General features: G+C 42.9%; 13 protein-coding genes. 3 read left to right on the top strand and 10 right to left on the bottom strand.

The features are described from left to right. Positions 1 to 69: 69 nt before the first annotated feature. The 4 genes from B0H99_RS10830 to B0H99_RS10815 all read right to left on the bottom strand — a co-directional run bounded on the left by B0H99_RS10830 (position 70) and on the right by B0H99_RS10815 (position 3,610). Entirely contained in the window at positions 70 to 939 is an 870-nt protein-coding gene (locus B0H99_RS10830; protein WP_106533680.1) for an ABC transporter permease subunit, read from the bottom strand. Continuing rightward, complete coding sequence (locus B0H99_RS10825) at positions 923 to 1,858, bottom strand: ABC transporter ATP-binding protein (protein WP_106533679.1); 936 nt, start codon at positions 1,856 to 1,858, stop codon at positions 923 to 925. The genes B0H99_RS10830 and B0H99_RS10825 overlap by 17 nt, the downstream gene beginning before the upstream one ends. A 76-nt stretch (positions 1,859 to 1,934) precedes the next feature. Next, positions 1,935 to 3,065 (bottom strand): zf-HC2 domain-containing protein, encoded by a 1,131-nt coding sequence (locus B0H99_RS10820; protein ID WP_106533776.1) that lies wholly within the window; start codon positions 3,063 to 3,065, stop codon positions 1,935 to 1,937. After that, positions 3,062 to 3,610, bottom strand: a complete 549-nt coding sequence (locus tag B0H99_RS10815) for an RNA polymerase sigma factor SigX (RefSeq protein WP_245894501.1) — start codon at positions 3,608 to 3,610, stop codon at positions 3,062 to 3,064. The genes B0H99_RS10820 and B0H99_RS10815 overlap by 4 nt, the downstream gene beginning before the upstream one ends. Positions 3,611 to 3,868: 258 nt before the next feature. Here B0H99_RS10815 and B0H99_RS10810 point away from each other — a divergent pair, with 258 nt between their 5' ends. Continuing rightward, positions 3,869 to 4,720 carry an STAS domain-containing protein gene (locus B0H99_RS10810; protein ID WP_106533677.1) on the top strand — a complete coding sequence of 284 codons (852 nt, stop codon included), beginning with the start codon at positions 3,869 to 3,871 and terminating at the stop codon, positions 4,718 to 4,720. Between the two features lie 175 nt (positions 4,721 to 4,895). On the opposite strand, the gene B0H99_RS10805 is transcribed toward B0H99_RS10810, so the two are convergent. From B0H99_RS10805 to B0H99_RS10785, 5 genes are all read right to left on the bottom strand, one after another. Next, complete coding sequence (locus B0H99_RS10805; protein ID WP_106533676.1) at positions 4,896 to 5,261, bottom strand: DUF805 domain-containing protein; 366 nt, start codon at positions 5,259 to 5,261, stop codon at positions 4,896 to 4,898. 203 nt (positions 5,262 to 5,464) lie between these two features. Then, on the bottom strand, positions 5,465 to 6,325 hold the full coding sequence (locus tag B0H99_RS10800; RefSeq protein WP_106533675.1) for a Cof-type HAD-IIB family hydrolase: 861 nt from the start codon (positions 6,323 to 6,325) through the stop codon (positions 5,465 to 5,467). An 807-nt stretch (positions 6,326 to 7,132) separates the two neighbouring features. Beyond that, the gene (locus B0H99_RS10795; RefSeq protein ID WP_106533674.1) at positions 7,133 to 8,614 is read right to left on the bottom strand and encodes a glycoside hydrolase family 1 protein; all 1,482 of its coding nucleotides are present in this window, start codon (positions 8,612 to 8,614) and stop codon (positions 7,133 to 7,135) included. 76 nt (positions 8,615 to 8,690) lie between these two features. After that, positions 8,691 to 10,604, bottom strand: coding sequence for a beta-glucoside-specific PTS transporter subunit IIABC (locus B0H99_RS10790; RefSeq protein ID WP_106533673.1), 1,914 nt, complete (start codon positions 10,602 to 10,604; stop codon positions 8,691 to 8,693). A gap of 299 nt (positions 10,605 to 10,903) precedes the next feature. Continuing rightward, positions 10,904 to 11,740 carry an HAD family hydrolase gene (locus B0H99_RS10785; RefSeq protein WP_106533672.1) on the bottom strand — a complete coding sequence of 279 codons (837 nt, stop codon included), beginning with the start codon at positions 11,738 to 11,740 and terminating at the stop codon, positions 10,904 to 10,906. A 447-nt stretch (positions 11,741 to 12,187) separates the two neighbouring features. Between B0H99_RS10785 and B0H99_RS10780 the strand changes: the two genes are divergently transcribed. Beyond that, on the top strand, positions 12,188 to 13,627 hold the full coding sequence (locus B0H99_RS10780; RefSeq protein ID WP_106533671.1) for a glycoside hydrolase family 1 protein: 1,440 nt from the start codon (positions 12,188 to 12,190) through the stop codon (positions 13,625 to 13,627). Positions 13,628 to 13,860: 233 nt separating this feature from the next. Next, a complete protein-coding gene (locus B0H99_RS10775; protein ID WP_106533670.1) occupies positions 13,861 to 14,094 on the top strand; it encodes a hypothetical protein in 234 nt (77 codons plus the stop codon). Between the two features lie 126 nt (positions 14,095 to 14,220). Here the strand turns inward: B0H99_RS10775 and B0H99_RS10770 are convergent, their stop codons facing one another. After that, positions 14,221 to 16,062: a beta/alpha barrel domain-containing protein gene (locus tag B0H99_RS10770; RefSeq protein WP_106533775.1), complete on the bottom strand. Its 1,842-nt coding sequence runs from the start codon at positions 16,060 to 16,062 to the stop codon at positions 14,221 to 14,223. Positions 16,063 to 16,247 lie beyond the last annotated feature (185 nt).

The raw sequence follows: 16,247 nt of genomic DNA, 5'->3' as shown, positions 1-16,247 counted from the left end.
GAAAATACCCAAATCCCTTTATTTTGCAGTAATTGTTTCTAGAAGAAAAAAGGCTGTTAGCCTGCTGATTCACACATCGCGCTTTTTGAAACTGTAGATGGAAAAAAGGACGGCGACTATACCGTATAATACCGCATACCATACCATGATGTTTCCAGGAGTGGAGACACTGGTGAACATTCCGCCCTGCGCCAGTGACAGGGGATCGTTAGCCGAATCAAATAACAAAACGGTCATTTTCCGGTACATGGAATCGATCGGAAAAACAAGGCTCATGATGATGCCGATATTCACCAGGCTCGCTTTCTCAACGACCGCCCCAAATTGCTCGATAAAGCCCCCGATAAAAGCTGCGCCATATAAGATGATTGCAACGATTCCTGCGTTTAACGTGGTCATTCGTGTACTCAACAAGATGCCGAACGCAATCAGCACAAACGGCTGAATCGCAAACACGCTTACAGCTTTGATCATCTGGATAGGCTCGATGTCCAATGACATCCATTCCACTCCGATTCCTTGATGCAGAAAAATGATGCTAAAAAACAAAGCGACTGCATAGGCAATCATTAGCAAGGCTAGTCCGAAAAACTTCCCTAATACAAATTGCGATCGGGAAATCGGCCGCATCAACCACGTGTCGATTTGGTGGCTCGACACCTCTCCGGAAATGGCACTGACACTGGACATGATCGCCAGCAAAGCTGTAATAAAAGACGAAAAATATAGGCCGACGCCCAAAAGTTGGGATGAAACAAACTGCTGCATCAAAATAAGTTCAGTCCCTTGAACGGCATCTTCCACTTCCGCGCCTTCTCTTCCAGCAAAATAAATGGCCGTTCCATAGAGCGTCAGAAAAACGAGCGTCATAATGATCGTAATTAAAAAAATGCGCTTGGAGATGATTTCTTTAAAAGTGAGTTTACTGATTGTCCACATAGGCGCTCTCCTTTTTCTGATTTACCCAATGCAGGAACACATCTTCTAGATGAGGGGTGTTCGGTTTTACTTCAAATACATCAATCTGTTTGGATGATAAGTAATGAAGGATTTTGGGTATGTCCGTTTCATTTTCTAGCTCGAGCACCCACCGCATACGCCCTTCTTGTTCTTTGCCTTTTTGATAGCTTGTCACGAAGGCCGGAAAAGGCGCCGCTATAGATCCTGCGGTGACAATTTCAACTCGTGCTTCCGTCATCATCAATTCGCGCCATGGCCCTTGAGCAATCATTTCCCCTTGATGGACAATCGACACATAGTTGCACAACGACTCTACTTCATGAAGCAAATGGCTGTTTAAAAAAACTGTCTTCCCCTGGTCCCGGAGATACGCCATAAGATCCCGGACATCTTTGCGCCCGATGGGGTCCAGTGCTGAAGTAGGTTCATCAAGAAAAATCACCTTTGGATCATTCAATATGGCACAAGCAATGCCTATCCGCTGGGACATCCCTTTTGAAAAGCCGCTGATCTTTCCTTTTTCTCTTCCGGTCATTCCCACTAGATCCACTACTTCTTGAATTCGTTTGTTTTGTTGCCGGGCAGGAATTTTACAGAGATCGGCATGGCTTTCCAACAATTGCTTTCCTGTCATCCAATTCGGATAGCGGAATAACTCTGGAAGATACCCAACTTGTTCCCGGGACTTCGTGGTCCCGATCGGTTCCCCGAGAATAAACCCTTCTCCGCTTGTCGGCACCAACAAGCCAAGGAGCGTCCGGACGAACGTGCTTTTTCCGGAGCCATTCGGCCCTAAAAATCCATAGACTATTCCTTCTTCTATGGATAACGTTACATCTGAAATGCCGCCTTTTCCATCATACGTTTTCGTTAATGAATTGGTCTCTATTACGCCCATCTCGTTCCTCCCCAAAACTTATTAAGAAAAGTTCAGAGTGCATTTAGGACACCCTGAACTTTTCTATTGTTTTCATTTAATTTACCTGTTCGCTCCATTGAAGCAATTGGTCTGCAGTCAAGAAGCCTTCAGCAAAAATGGTGTGAATATTGCCATCGTCCTGCCAAACAATATAGGAATGCTCCTCACTTTCCACTGCAATCCCTTGAGCATTTCCTACTTCGACTTCAGTCATCTTAGATCCTTCTGTGGCAGCATAAGGAATTGGCAAAGTCGATTCAATATTGTCTATGCTCGCAAGCTGCGTTTTCACATTTTCCGGCAAAAACGGAAGTGAAAGCATCGTGGTTCTTAACTGCTCGATCGACACACCTTCAGGGACGTTGATTTCCGGTGATTTTGTGTGCATGTAGGATACGTGCTGAGCTGCTGTTGCATAATCTGTATGAACGGCTTCAAAGGTTGTTACGGAAAATGGCTTTCCGTCTAAAGATGCTTCAAATTGTTGGTCGGAGCCTAATTGAGCTAACATTTGATTTGCTTTTTCTACATCTAAAGTAAAGGTCATTGTAGAAGCCGGGGCTACACTTACTTGCTCAACATGAAAATCTTCAAATTGAGGCACATCATAGCCAGCAGCCGCAGCCTCTTCAGCTGAGCTGAAGTAGGTTATGTCTTCTGCTTCCTGGGACTTTTCCAACTGCCCGATTCCTTTAAGGTCCAGCTTGCCGTCTTTGTTCTCGCCGACCCAATTTTCGATTTCTCTCAAATCATTTGGTGTCAACGTTACAACCTCAAACTGATTTACACGGAACAAAGATAAAAAATCATTCGCTTGAACCCGAACTTGCGGATGCGCAAGCGAACTGAACATAGCAGCTGCCACCGCTCCTGAAATGAGCAGCCGTTTTGTTTTCGTTTTCAATGTACTCCACCCCTTTTTATTTTTCACTACTTCATCTGCCAACTTCTGATTGCCGTTATGCCGAAGTTTTTCTTCGAATTTTGCCCATGCTTGATCGGTATTCACGTCAACCTCTTTTACCACTAATGCTCTCTCACAAAAAGAGTGAAGGGTTTGCAATTCTTTGATGTTAGATCGGCACTTCCGGCAACTTTCTAAATGCTTCATAATTTGTTTTTTTTGCTCGCGGCTAACTTCCCCATCTAAATAAGCTTGAAGCACCCCTACATCAGGACAAGTCATCTTTGCTCTCTCCTTCCCTCCATATAAGATTTTTTAAAACGTTGTTTAGCCCGGGCTAATAGGGTTCCGATGGAGAGTTTTTCGATCCCTTTATTTTTTGCGATTTCTTCGTAGCTGAACCCGGAATACTTCATAATCAGGATATCCCGGTCTCTTTCAGATAGTTTCATCAGTGTTTTATGAACTTCGTGAATATCTTCAAGCTGTGTATAGCTGTCTTCAAGCGATTCCACTCCATTGGTTTCATACATCTGTTGTTTGTTTTTTCGGGCATGATGGCGTTTTTCAGTTCGAATATGATTGTAGGCGGTATTAACAGCAACTTTCGTCAGCCAACCCGGCATATTGTTGATCGTCTTGCGGTCGGTATGGTATAACTTGACGAATACTTCCTGTGCAATATCTTCCGCAACGGATTGTTCTTTAACAATCACCAGAACTTTTCGAACGACAAGAGAATAATGCTGTTGGAACAGCTCCTGAAAAGCATCTTCTATTGACGAATCGTTACTGTTATCCCACAAATTCGCCTTCACCTCCATCATTATTTCCTCCCTTCGAAAAGCCTTCTCTATAGTGACACCAGTTTTCTTAATTTTGTGACAAATTAAAAGAAAATTCAATCATTTTTCTAAAAGAAAGAAGATGCGCTCTTGCTTTGGATTTTAGCTTTATTAGTTTTTTCATTATATTTTATGTACTAAACAATTTACCTTTTGGCTTCTAACAAATTGATCGAGTGATATATACTATTCTTAATGCTTGTTTTAAACAGTTACTTAAGAACAGAGGAGAAGAAAATAATGTTGAAGAATCAAGAATTACATGATTTTCTATGCGAAAAAAACAAAGAGCTGACAGCTCAATGGTATGAGACGTTGGATAAAAGCGTTGGAGGAGTATATGGATCAAACAATCCGGAAGCGATTGAACGATTAAAGCAGCAAAACTACGAATTCCATATGCGTTTTTGCTCAATGTTCGATACAGAGGAAATCGAATGCCTAGAAAATTTCCAAGATTGGATCATGCGTGTTTCAAAAGATGAAGGCCACCTTTCAACGCCTCTAGCAGCCATCTTAAAAGAGTTTTTTAGAACACAGCTGCAATACGTGAACCTTATCAAAGAATTTGCAGCCATGCATAAAGATATTTCAAGCGAGCAGCTTGACCTATGGAAGCAGGCAGTCATTCTAAAAACCAATGAGATTATCCTGGAATTCACCGTCCAACACACAGCGGCAGCTGAAAGAAGGTTGAATGCCCAGAAAGAAATGATCGTGGAAATGAGTGCTCCTGTCATTTTGCTAACAAAAGAAATGGGATTGCTTCCACTAATCGGAGAAATCGATACTTACCGTGCTCGCATCATGTTTGAAAAAGTGCTGAAACAATGCCATGATGCTTCTATTGAAAGGCTGTTTATCGATTTGTCAGGAGTCCCGATAATTGATACGATGGTTGCCCATCAAATTTTCCAATTGATTGATGGCTTGAAAATCATTGGAGTGAAAACAGCCCTTTCCGGCATCAGTCCGGACATCGCCCAAACCGCTGTCCAACTGGGTATTAATTTTGGCGAAATTGAAATATACAATACATTAACGCAAGCCATCAAACTTCAGGGTTTGAAAGTTCAACGGTTGCAAGCCTAGAATCAAAAATAGCGTTCACCAGACGGGTCCGGGGAAAACACTTTTGTTCTTTCTTTTAAAAAACTAGGCAGTGCAAAGTTTAAAGATAAATAAAAAAACAGGATTTTGGTTATATACCAAAATCCTGTTTTTTCATATCCCTGCTAATTGCCATTAGATTTCATATCGAACGCAATTAAAATGCCGCTTTCGGATTCGGTCCGAAAGTGTTTGTTTTTGCTTCGCTATCTTTAACGGTAAACACTAAAAGAACGATAAAGCCGATAATAGGGATTAACGAGATTAAAACCCACCAGCCGCTCTTGCCAACATCATGAAGGCGGCGAACAGTTACAGATAAAGTTGGAATGATTAAAATAATAGAAAAAAGAGTGCTTAATATTCCCATGTCTTCTGCAATCTCGAGCCCTGCTACAGTGTCTATAATCGTAAGAACAATACTGAAAATAAGAGTAAATAAAATAAACATCCAGTATTCCTTACGGCGTGAGCGATCACTGAAGTTAAAAGCTTTTTTCATTGCTAATATAAACCATTGCATTTGTTTTCCTCCTTTCTATTTCTAAAATCCTATCCTATTATACATTTATGGTAATAATTTGTATATAGCGTGTACAATGTTTATTTTTCCCAACTTTTTAGCCGTTATTTGTACTAATTTTCTTTTCAACGATCTACGATATACACAAAAAAATTCAGGAAGATTTTTTCAAATCTCCTGAACTTCTCAAGCTTAATTCTTCTTTATTTATCTAAAATGTATTTGTTTATGGCATGAGCTACGCCGTTTTCAGCGTTCGAGTATGTAACAACGTCACAAATTTCCTTTACAGGAGGTTCTGCATTGCCCATTGCTACTGATATCCCGGCCACTTCAAGCATTGGAATATCGTTGAAGTTATCGCCAATGGCCATCGTATCATTCATCGAAATGCCATAATGATCAGCTATTCTTTTTAAGGCGTTTCCTTTATTGCCATTCTTGTCCATCACTTCAATGTTCAAAGGGTGGGAAGAAGTAAAACCAATCGTGTCAATATCCTCCAGATAGGTGGTTAATGTTGTTTTGATGCTATTGTTTAGCGTCAGCACAAAGAACTTTTGGATAGTTAGCTCTTTTTCATCAAGCAATTCACTGTAGTGGTCAAAAAAGTTAACGAGACTGGATTTTTGCGGCTGTTCTGTGATTCGTTTATAGATTTCACCTGGCAGCCCTTCAACTTCAATCTGTTCTTTTTCCATGGCTACCTTTACGCGTTCTGACCAGTTTGTAGGTATGTAAATCCCATCATCCGTGTAGATTCGATAAGGGGCTTTCTCATCATCCAGCTTTTCCGCAATCTTAACAATGTCCTCTTTGTTCATCGATACCTTTTTCAACAACTGTCCTTGGACTTGCACCACTGTTCCGTTGCTTCCGGCCAACGGAATCGAAAAATCATATTTTTTGAGGATTTGTTGGATATCTTCTGGAGCACGGCCCGAGCAGATCATCACGATATTCCCTTGATTTTGTGCTTCACGCATTGCCTCGAGACTTTCTACTGTAATCTCCATTTCCGGGGATAGAAGCGTACCGTCCAAATCAATTGCTATAAGTTTCATTTTTCTCCACCTCTTATGAATGTTTAAATATAATACTATCTTTCAGTATAAAGCATTATTTTATATCTGCATTTTGTAAGGCTTATAAGTTTGATGCTCTGTTAATTTGACCAACCGGGCCGGCTACTTCGCTTTCCGTGGGCACGGCTTCAGCCGCTTCCTTTGCTCCTGCGGTTACTCGTCGCAAATGCAAAACATTCGCTTTCGCTCAGTCCAGGGTCTTCAGCTCGTGTCGCTCCGTCGTTTCACTCCGTCACTGCTCCAACAAGAGTCTTCGTGGCCGGCCCGGTTGGGTGTCTTGATGAATCAAGGAAACAATTTCAACACGCTGCTTTCAATTCAGAAATAGCTGATGCAAGACGCCTCGTTTCCCCTTCTTGCTCAAGGCTTTGGAGCGCAAGGCGGCGAGCAAATTGTGCGAAGGGAGTTCGACCAATTTGTTTGCGACGAAGCAGCGAAGCGATGCAACGCCCTTTCATGTTTCGAAGCTAGTGCAGCGATGCAGAAACAGGAGCAGCGGTTTTCCAGCGGGATAGCGAAGTGCCGAAATCCACTCGGGACTTGTTCCGAGTTAGTTCGGCGCGAGCCCGCGGAAAGCGTCCGCCTGGAGCGAAGGAGCCGGCATGGCTCCCATAAGATGTGTCTTCTATTCCATAACACAAACTATTATTCTTTTGTCTACAGACTTAGTGCCTTGCTCACTAGAGCAAGGCACTTTTTAGTTTGTTGAGAAATTCGTCTGCTCTATTGAAATGGATATTACCCTTACTATTAAAATGCCCTACTCTATTGAGTAAGGCACTTATCTTATTTCACTTCATTTAAACTTTTTTGTTGTAATTCTGCGCCGTTAGTAGCAATTACATTTTTATACCAATCAAATGACTTTTTCTTTTTTCTTTCCAACGTGCCGTTGCCGTAATCGTCCTGGTCGACATAGATGAAGCCATAACGCTTCGACATTTCTGATGTACTGGCTGAAATCAAATCGATGCAGCCCCAGCTCGTATAACCCATTAGATCAACACCGTCTTCAATGGCTTCACCCATTTGTTCGATATGCGAACGAAGGTAATCAATGCGGTAATCATCGTTGATCGACCCATCTTCTTCTACAACATCATATGCCCCTAAGCCGTTTTCCACAATGAACAATGGTACTTGGTAGCGGTCATACAATTTCTTCAAAGTGATGCGCAAGCCTTTCGGGTCGATTTGCCAGCCCCAGTCCGAAGCTTCCAGATAAGGGTTTTTGATGCCAAGAGAAAAGTTTCCTTTCTCTTTTGCTTTATCCGGATTCCCGCTCGCTACCATTGTCATGTAATAGCTGAATGACAGGAAATCTACAGGGTGCTGAAGCAAAATTTCCTCATCGCCCGGAAGCATTTGGAGCTGGATGTTGTTTTCTTTGAAATATCGGTTCATGAAACTCGGATAATAGCCGCGCACTTGGACATCTGTGAAAAACAGGTTTTTCTGATCTTCATCAAGTGCTGCCAGTACATCGTCCGGACTGCATGTTTCCGGATAGACTTCCATGCGGGCCAGCATACAGCCGATCTGTGAACCCGGAATGATCTCGTGACATGCTTTTACTGCTCTTGCACTTGCCACAAACTGATGATGCAAAGCTTGATATACAGCTTGTTCCTTGTTTTCGACATCGTCAATCAAAATGCCGCTGCCGATATAAGGAGAAAACATCGAGATGTTAATTTCATTGAATGTCAGCCAGTACTTCACTTTGTCCTTGTAACGGTTGAATACGGTTTCCGCATAATGGACGAAAAAGTCAACCAGACGGCGATCCGTCCATCCGTTGTATTTTTGTACAAGATGAAGCGGCATTTCGTAATGAGACAAGGTTACGAGCGGTTCAATGCCGTATTTTTGCAGTTCATCGAACACCCGGTCGTAGAAAGCCAATCCTTCTTCATTTGGCGTTTGCTCGTCGCCGTTCGGGAAAATGCGCGGCCAGGAAATTGACAAACGAAATGTCTTGAAGCCCATTTCTGCAAAAAGGGCAATATCCTCTTGGTAACGGTTATAGAAATCGATTCCACGGCGTTTCGGGAAATTGGTTTTTCCGTTTTCCGCCAGCAGTTCGTTTAATTCCGCTTCGCTTTTTACATCCATTTCAATATCGTTGCCGCGCTCTTCTTTCGGTACGAATGAGACCATATCAAAAATCGATAGTCCTTTTCCACCAGCATCGTATGCGCCTTCTAGTTGGTTCGCAGCTGTTGCGCCGCCCCATAAAAAACCTTCTGGAAATTTAGTAGATGTCATGAATTCGATCTCCTATTCCTATTATGTATAGAAGAAAAACGGAATTCCGTTTTTCTTCTTATGTGTCAATATGATATTAAACTTCCAATGAAATGAGCGGTTCGCCCCATTTGATCTTTTTGTCAGTTGTTGTATTGACGTTGGTATACTTTTCAGTGTCTGTTATTACAACAGGTGTGACAACTTCGTATCCGGCTTGTTTGATCGCTTCAATATCAAATTCAATCAACAGCTGGCCTTTTTCTATTTGGGCACCTTGCTCAACATGGGCAGTGAAATGCTTGCCGTTAAGCTGGACCGTATTCATGCCGATGTGGATCAAGATTTCCGCGCCGCTATCTGCTGTAATGCCGACTGCGTGTTTCGTTGAGAACAGCGCTGTTACAGTGCCCGAAACCGGTGCATATAATTTCCCTTCTGTTGGCTCAATCGCTACACCTTTGCCTAAAGCACCTGATGAGAACGCTGCATCTTCCAATTCAGACAGTTCTTTTACTACGCCTTGCATAGGGCTTGCCACAATTTGATTTCCTACAAGCAATGCTTCATCTTTTTGAACGACTACTTTTGGAGATGGAGCATCAGCCGCTGTTTTCTCTTTGCTCAAACCAAACAGGTATGTCAGCACAAAACCAATAATAAAGGCTACTGTAATTGAGACTAAAACTGCCCAGAAAGCGAAATTCAAACCTTCAGTAGGGTGAATGTAAGTCGGGATTCCAAAGATTCCAAGGCCGCCGACCATAAATAAACTTGATTTGGCAAACCCAAGAATAGCACCACCCACAGCGCCACCAATACAGCTCATGATGAATGGCTTTTTCAACGGAAGCGTAATTCCGTAAATTGCCGGTTCTGTAACACCGAAAATCCCCGAGATGAACGCTGGAACGCTAAGTGTTTTCAATTTCTGATTTTTAATCTTCAAGTAGACTGCAAGAACGGCACCAATTTGTGCAAATGAAGCCGCAAACATCATCCCTAGAATAGGATCCGAGCCTTGAACCGCCAAGTTGTTGATGGCGATTGGCACAAGTCCCCAGTGCAAACCAAAGATAACGAATACTTGCCACAGTCCGCCGATAAACAAGCCGGCAATGATTGGGCTTAAGTTAAAGATGAACATAGTTCCCTGGCCAAGCAACTGGCCTGCCCAAGTTGCAATCGGCCCGATCAGCATGAATGTAACCGGTACAACTACAAGCAACGTAGCAAACGGTACAACGAATGCTTTTACAACATCAGGAACCACTTTTTTGAAGCCATTTTCTACTTTAGCTGCAAAAAACGCAGCAAGAATGATTGGAATAACAGATGATGCATAACTCATTAAGATAACCGGAATACCCAAAAACGTGATAAAGACAGGTGATTCAAAAATCGTGCCGCTGAACAGCGTATAAAGAGGTTCGCCTGCTGTTACACCGGATAGTGCCGGATAAACAAGCGCGGCTCCGATGGCCATCCCGATAAAAGGACTGCCGCCGAACTTTTTAATTGCTGTATAACCAAGGAAAATAGGGAAAAAGTAAAACAGTGAGTCGCCGACTGCATTTAAAATCTGATATGTACCAGAAGTTGTGTCAAGCCATCCAAGCGCTACAAATAATGCATTTAATCCTTTGATCATCCCGGTTGCAGCAAGAACCCCGAGAATAGGAGTGAATATGCTGGAAATGACGTCAATAAATCGGTTGAATAGGTTTGTATCGCCTGACTCCTCTTCTACCGGAGCGTTTGATGAAAAGCCGCCTACTTCTACAACTGCCTTGTATACATCCGGCACTTGATTGCCGATAACCACTTGGTATTGTCCGGCACTTTTCATGACCGTTACAACATCATCCATGTCTTTTAACACTTCTGTATTCGCCTTGCTCTCATCTTTCAATTTAAAGCGAAGACGGGTAATACAATGCACTACGCTGTTGATGTTCTCGCGTCCACCAACATTCTCAATAATCTCTTTTGCTAACTTCTCGTACTTCATCTTTTCCACCCCCGTATTAGTCAACAATTCTTTTTGGAAACAAAAAAACCTAAATCATACAACGACAGAGATAGAGCTCTGTAACGTTCTATGATTTAGGTTTTGCCTGCTTCACCAGTAACAATCCTAAAGGATCGATATGTAGTTGATAGGTTCAATATATCAGCGTGCAATTCCGATGTCAACGCTTACATTGCAGAAATTTTAATTTTTCGTAAAAAAATGTAAAGGTTTCCTTAGTTTTATAGGTTCTTAGCTGCAGCATATTAGCCGCCGCTCCACAATAAATGGGCAGTAATTTAAATCAGTCCATACTTTTTAAAGCTATTAAAAATACCATCTTCATCATGCGTATCTGTGATATCATCGGCTGCCTTCTTTACCGCTTCTTTTGCATTACCCATCGCAATCCCATATTGAACATACTGCAGCATTTCAATATCGTTTATCCCGTCGCCATAAGCATATGTATTTTCTTTCGCCAGATTCAAATGCTGGATCAATGTCTCAATAGCCGTCGCTTTATGAATACCGGGAACTGACAATTCGCCACTATTATCACCAAATGCCGGCACTGTGCTGCGAATGACCATAAACTTCGATTGGAATTCTTGTTCTATAACTTCAAACGGTAAATCCGATCCCAGGAAAGAGATCTTATTAACATCATCCCGGATTAAGTCATGCCCTTCCAGCAGAATATCGTGAAAAGGCTTCAACCCTTTTTCAATTTCCCCTCTTGCTTCAGGATTTTCACTGATCATTTTTTCGACGATCGCCCGAATATGTTTTTTACAGTTTGCACTGGCAAACAATCCTCCATTCGACTCCAGATAAAAATCGACCTTATGTTTGTTGAAGAATTCCACAAGATGGCCAAGGTCTGCTTTTTTGATCCTTTCATGCAATACCACTTCTTCTTCCACCTCGATATAGCCACCAGCTGCACCGATAATGCCATCAAAACCCACTTCCAGTATTTCTGGAAATAATTCAGCTTTGGATCTCCCGGTACAGATAAAGACCAGATGGCCATTTTCTCTGGCTTGTTGAACGCTCCGCTTGGCTGATTGTGGGATTACGCCCTTTTCATTAACCAATGTCCCATCAATGTCCATAAAAACAATTTTCCGCATCGTCGCACCTTCTTCTCATTATTTTTTAGGCAAAACGCAATCGCAATACAAAAATAATCTAAGCGAACGCTCCTTGCTTTCCCGGATTCCCCTGTTGGCTTTAACCAACACCTTACAAGTTTTCAAAATCATTAGTCAAGAAACGATACTATCAAAAAAAAGAGAGATCTGCATTAAGTTTTGTTTTTAACGGTTTTTTAACTTGAATTCCTCACCGTCGTATATAATGCTTTCGTGTTCGCCCAAAAAAGTTCACGTGAATTTCTTGCCTAATCAAAAAAGCGGTGTTACAGTTAAGGCAATTACACATTACAGGATTGTTACTGGTTATGCAGGCAAAACCTAAATTACGCAAGCTTGAGGACTGCTCTGTCTTCTTTGCGTGATTTAGGTTTTTTTCATTGGCCAGATGAAAGCGCAATCACTACTTAAATGGAGGTTTTTCATATGACGAAAACATATCAGTTTCCTGAAGGTTTTTTATGGGGCGGCGCAACAGCGGCAAACCAATTAGAAGGAGCGCATCTTGAAGGCGGCAAAGGAATGAACCTTGCAGACGTAATGCCTGGCGGGAAAATCCGTTTAAAAATGATCATGGAACCCGGATTTGATTTTGAAATTGATAGAGAAAAATATACATATCCGAACCACGATGCCATCGATTTTTACCACCGTTACGCTGAAGACATTGCACTATTTGCTGAGATGGGTTTTAAAACGTTCCGCCTTTCTATTGCTTGGTCACGCATTTTCCCGAACGGCGACGAGCTTGAGCCGAACGAAGAAGGCCTTGCATTCTACGATCGTGTATTCGATGAGTGCTTAAAGCATGGAATGGAACCGCTTGTAACGATTTCCCACTACGAAATGCCTTTGTATCTGATCAAAGAATACGGCGGTTGGAGAAGCCGTGAAGTTATCGGTTTCTTCGAGCGCTATGCTACCACTTTATTCAACCGCTATAAAAACAAAGTGAAATACTGGTTAACGTTCAATGAAATCAACGGCGCAACACATATGCCGATTTTCGGCCTTGGCTTCTCTCCTGCCACTGAAGATGTTCGTTTGCAGGAAAGCTTCCAAGGGTTGCACCATCAATTCGTAGCGAGCAGCCTAGCAGTTAAAGCTTGCCACGAAATCATTCCCGGCGCCCAAATCGGCTGTATGTTGATCTATGCTCCTGTTTACTCATTCGATTCTAATCCGGAAAACGTATTGCATGCGATGAAGGAAGAGCAGATTTTCAACTATATTTGCGGCGATGTGCAAGTGCGCGGTGAATACCCTGCATTTTCAAAACGCTATTTCAAGGAAAACGGCATTGAACTCGAAATGCAAGAAGGCGATCTGGAAACCATCAAACAGCATCCAGTCGATTTTATTTCCTTCAGCTACTATATGTCACGCACTGAAAAGAAAGAAAAAACAGCAGAAGAAAAATCAGCCGGAAACATCATGTCAGGTGTGAAAAACCCATTCTTGAGTGCTAGTGACTGGGGCTGGGAAATTGACCCTACCGGTTTGCAAATCGCATTGAACCAGTTATATGACCGCTACCGTGTGCCTTTGTTCATCGTAGAAAACGGCCTTGGCGCATATGATAAGATCGAAGAAGATGGAAGCATCAATGACGACTACCGCATCAAATACCTTCGCGAGCATATTGAGGCGATGGGTGAAGCGATCGAGGACGGCGTTGAATTGATGGGTTACACGCCTTGGGGCTGTATTGACCTGGTAAGTGCTTCCACTGGTGAAATGTCGAAGCGCTACGGTTTCATCTATGTAGACAAGCACGACGACGGAAGCGGTACGCTTGAACGTAAAAAGAAGAAGTCTTTCTACTGGTACCAAAACCTTATTGCGACAAACGGAAAAGAACTATAATATCCAACAAGACGAGCATTGGGCCATTTTTATGGGCCAATGCTTTTATTCATGATAGCTTCAATCATGTTTCACTCAACAACTCCAGACTTTTTCTCTAGTCTGACTCCTGATTTTTCAGGAGTTTTTTTATTTCGCTTAAACTCACGTAAAATGGGGTAAACCCATGTAACTTAACTTGGAGCATTTGCTAAGAAAAAGAGTCTATCGCAGAAAGAAAGGGTGTAATAACCATGAAGCTGGAAGATATCAAGAACCTTTTGAAAATTTCGTGCAACTTCAATATATCTTCCATTAGCCATTCCTTCATGATTGGTGAGGAAGATATCGTCACGGTGAAATGCTTGAAAGAGACATTCATACTTGAAGTGACTTCCAGTAAGCAGTCGAAGGCCGAATATTACCTGTCTATTGACCAAGCGGCTCAGGCCCTATACGAAAAGATCCATTCCACTAAAACGGACTAACTTCCTTGCAAAAGAGAGTTATTATTTTTCTCTCCTATTATCTGAATCCCTCTGCAAAAGTTCATATATGCAAAAAAATACCCTCTCAGCCAATTACAGCTGAAAAGGTTAGATAATGATAAACACCTATTGGGGCTGTTTAAACAAATAACTTCTGGATTGAAACAATCCAATAGCGAACAGCAACAATGCGATATAGGCAGGCAATATATGAATGAACGCTGTATATCCTATCACATAATGGATGAGGATTGCCGTACTGAATGCCGGAATTCCGCCGAACAGGAAGGTATACCAAACCCATTTCTGCCCCTCCTGAAAACCCCATAACGCGAGCATCAATACGAGTAAACCCACGCTGATCAAAGCGCTTCCCAAGCCTGCCCGGTCATGAGCTATGACTGGGATCAGCCGCTCATTTATCCCCGCCAATTGTTCCGGGCTCATGCAAATATACGCAATGTCGGTTTGCACGAACACGCCATTGACGCCTATGACAGAAATAACAAGTCCTGCGATGGCCAGACCAAATCCGAGCGCGACAAAAGCAAGTTGGCCCCACAGACTCTTTTTCCATTCCCTGTGGTTTGTCCGATTAGGGGAAGCCGAATGTTCTTTATGATTTTTAGCAGCCAAATATCCTTTCCAGAAAAATGGAAATAGGATGAGCCAAAGAACGCCGTGAAGCCAGTCAAAATAGCCAAAGCCCAGAAACAGGAGAATTCCGAGAAACCCTAACGTACCGGCGATATGAACGGCTCTTTTCGCCCATTGCAATCCTTGCCGGACGCCATAGCAAGCCAATTGCATATAAAGGACTCCACCGGATATCATTGTTCCGGCCACCGTCATCCGATCATGCTGCATAAACCGGTAGATATTCGGATTTATTGCAATTATTTCTTCCCGCGTCAGCTTTAGAAACGACTCGTCATACGGCAGGACGACGACGGTCATGCTCACTAGCAATGCACTAACCCCGCCCATCACCATCAGAAAACCGAATAACCAATGCCAAATCCAACCGCTGTATGGAGTTTTTGGCTGCTTTCTACTATCCAACAAACCTTCATTGATCCGCTTGGGCAAACCGGGACCGGTAAAAACATACCCGGCTGTCAGCATCACCAAATCCGCTCCTGCCTGAAACAAAGCCAAGGCATCTTTCGGCTCGGCTATGCCGCCAGAAACGATAATTGGAATGTTGCTTTGTTTCCTGATTGCCAATACCTTCTCTGCTAACCCTTCTGCCTGCGCCAAAGGATACACCAGTCCCTCACCGGTGTCCGTTGCCGTTTCATCAAGGATGACACCGTCTATCAAGCCTGCATCGGATAACTGCTCAATGTACCGGACATTCATTTTGCCGGAAGAACAGGCATACAATATAGGCTTATCCATCGCTGAATTTTTCAATAAGCGCCATTCCTGCTCGCTGAACTGATCTTCCAGAACAACCGCCTCTCCGAATCGGCATAGCTCTTGCAGTGATGATACGGTATTCTCAAAAGAATCGGACTTCCCGATACGGATAAAGATTGGCTTACCGAATGCTTCGAGCCTCTGCAATTTAGCAGCTGCCTGCTCAGCACCGAGAGATTCCAAACGATAAGGGAAAATCAGATTGTCTTTGGAACGGGTGAACTTCGGGGCATCTGAATTCTCCAGCTTTGCGGAAATCGGGCCCACTTCAATAAAACCGAATCCCAAATGGCCAAACGCCTTCGTACCCGTTAGGACGGGATCGATTTTCCCGCCTAGTCCGATGGGATTGGAAATCTTCAACCCGAGAATATCAACCTCCAGCTCAGCAGCCGGCGCGGTATGCCCCAAGTATTCGATCAACTTACTGCCTCCTGGAACCGCAGAAATCATCGTCATGCCCTTATGGATAAACTCTCTCCCTGCTTTCGCCGGCAATTGGGAAAGCAAGGGTTTAAACGCGGTATGGTAAGTCCAATCCGGCAAAGCAATCACCGTCCTAAAACTAGTATGCTATTATTCTACATCTAAACCAGCCGGTACGATACAAGCTAATTGATTTCAATAGACCGGCGCCAGGCACGTCAACGGTGAAAAAGACACGCAGCAACATGGCAAAAAATAATGCCATCAAAAAGTCCTTCTGAAAGAAGTTCTTTTCAATGGCATCG

Origin of the sequence: Planomicrobium soli, from assembly GCF_003014655.1 — a bacterium.
Lineage (GTDB): Bacteria > Bacillota > Bacilli > Bacillales_A > Planococcaceae > Planococcus > Planococcus soli_B.
This window is presented reverse-complemented; position numbering and strand designations above follow the sequence as displayed.